Genomic DNA, 2308 nt, shown 5'->3' with positions numbered 1-2308 from the left:
CGAGCCGCTCCAGCTCGGTGGCGCGGGCCACCAGGTCGCGCTGCATCCCGGCGTACTGGGCCAGCAGCGACTCCCACTCGCGCGGCTCCACCGGCTCCCGGTCGAGCACCGACCGGAACAGCTGCCCGCCGTCGGGGAGCAGCGACCAGCCGCGCCCGGCGTCGACGGCCAGCGGGCAGAGCACCCGGTCCGGCACCCAGCGGGCCAGGGCCGCGGTCAGCGGGCCCTCGAACGCGGCGCTCGGCGGGTTCGCCTTGAACCAGACGGCCTCTTGACCGGTGACGGGCACCCGGACCAGCACCGACCAGGGCCGCAGCCGTACCCGCAGCGGGCCGCCCACACCGAGTCCCCGCTCGGTGAGGTGCCCCTCCACCCAGTCCAGTACCGCCGCCCGCCAGGAGTCCGTCTCCCACGGAGTCACGGCGTCCGGGTACGCTCCCCGGTCCACCGTCGCTGTGTGTTCGTCGCGCATCGCCCCATCCCAGCAGCGCGTACGCGGCCGTGGCCAGCGATTTTCCCCGGGCGTGGGCGCGTCAGTCCTTCACCGCGCCGCCCAGGCCCGAGACCAGGCGCCGCTGGACCAGGACGAAGAAGACCAGCACCGGCACCGTCATCACCGTGGACGCCGCCATGACACCGCCCCAGTCCGGTTCGTCGGGTTTGTAGAAGACCAGCAGGGCCATCGGCAGCGTCGACTGCGAGGTGTCGCTGATGATGAAGGACTTGGCGAACAGGAAGTCGTTCCAGGCGGAGATGAAGGAGAACACGCTCGTGGCCACCAGGCCCGGCAGGACCAGCGGGAGCAGGATCCGCCACAGGAACCGCGCGCGGCTCGCGCCGTCGAGGTACGCGGCCTCCTCCAGGGACTCCGGAACGGCCCGTACGAACCCCCGCAGCATCCAGACCGCGAACGGCAGCGAGAAGGCGATGTGCGGCAGGATCAGCGAACCCAGCGTGTTCAGCAGGCCGAAGTCCCGCATCAGGAAGAACAACGGGATGGTGAGCGCCTCCACCGGCACCATCTGGGCCACCAGGAACATGATCAGCAGGGTGGTCCGGAAGCGGAACCGGAACCGTGTCACGGCGGTCGCGGCGAGGAACGCGATCAGCGCGGAGGCGAGGACGGCGCTCCCCGCGACGACGAGGCTGTTGACGAAGTACCGGCCGAAGTCGTGCTGCTGGAACACGCGCCGGAAGGAGTCCAGAGTGGGGGAGGTCGTCCAGGGCCGCGGCTCGGTGGACTCGATCTCCCCGGCCGGCCGGACGGCGCCGAGCAGCATCCAGTACAGCGGGAAGGCGACGACCGCGGCGACCAGCAGCGCGGTCGCCTCGGCGGCCAGCCGCCAGGGGCGCCGTACCGCAAGGCGTACGCGACTCACAGTTCCTCCCCTTGGCGGCGCAGCAGCCGCAGATACCCGAGCGTGACGGCCAGCAGGAGCAGCAGCATCACGACGCCGATCGCCGAACCGAGGCTGTACTGGGAGGACGCGAACGCCTTCTGGTAGGCGTACACGTTCAGCACCAGGTTCTGCCCGGCGATGCCGCCACCGCCCGTCATCACGTAGATCTGGGTGAACACCTTGAAGTCCCAGATCACCGACTGGACGGTGACGATGCCCAGGATCGGCCGCAGCATCGGCGCCAGCACCGAGCGCCAGATCCGCCACTGCGAGGCACCGTCCAGCGCGGCGGCCTCCAGCACCTGTGTGGGTACGGCGCGGATCCCGGCGTAGACCGTGATCATCACGAACGGGAAGGAACACCACACGACTTCGAGCAGCACCAGCAGGAACGCGCTGTAACGGCCGTACGTCCAGGAGAAGTCGCCGAGCCCGAGGAGGCGGTCGACCGGGCCGAAGTCGGGGTCGAAGAGGAACAGCCAGACGGTGGAGCCGGTGATCGTCGGTGTCGCCCAGGCGCCCAGTGCGGCCAGCAGCAGCGCGAGCCGGGGGAGCGCGCGGACCCGGGTGAGCAGGACGGCGAGCGCGCAGCCCACCGCCAGCGTGCCGAGCACACAGGCCGCCGCGAAGCCGACCGTCGCCAGCAGCACTTGGGCGAACTGGTCGTCGGCGAACAGGTCGGTGTAGTTGGCCAGCCCCCGGAAGCGGGTCGGTTCCCCGCCGCTGACCTGGGCCTGGGTGTACTCCAGGAACGAGATCAGCCCGAGCTGGTAGACCGGGTAGACCAGCAGGGCACCGAGGACGGCGAGGGCGGGGGCGAGATAGAGCCAGGGGGTCCAGCCGCCGCGCGGGTCTCGGTGACAGCGACGTTTTGCGGGCGGTGGTCAACGAGACGAGACTGCCGCAGG

General features: G+C 70.7%; 1 protein-coding gene and 2 pseudogenes. All 3 read right to left on the bottom strand.

Annotated features, from left to right (window positions below; all coding sequences use genetic code 11):
• Positions 1-472: pseudogene (locus H5J33_RS31660) on the bottom strand (aminoglycoside phosphotransferase family protein); the annotation flags it as partial.
• 61 nt (positions 473-533) lie between these two features.
• A complete protein-coding gene (locus H5J33_RS31655; protein ID WP_181798185.1) occupies positions 534-1379 on the bottom strand; it encodes a carbohydrate ABC transporter permease in 846 nt (281 codons plus the stop codon).
• Positions 1376-2251, bottom strand: a pseudogene (locus H5J33_RS31650) (carbohydrate ABC transporter permease); the annotation flags it as partial. The pseudogene H5J33_RS31650 and the gene H5J33_RS31655, both read right to left, overlap by 4 nt.
• Positions 2252-2308 lie beyond the last annotated feature (57 nt).

The sequence above is a fragment of the Streptomyces sp. WELS2 genome, assembly GCF_013870595.1.
GTDB lineage: Bacteria > Actinomycetota > Actinomycetes > Streptomycetales > Streptomycetaceae > Streptomyces.
This window is presented reverse-complemented; position numbering and strand designations above follow the sequence as displayed.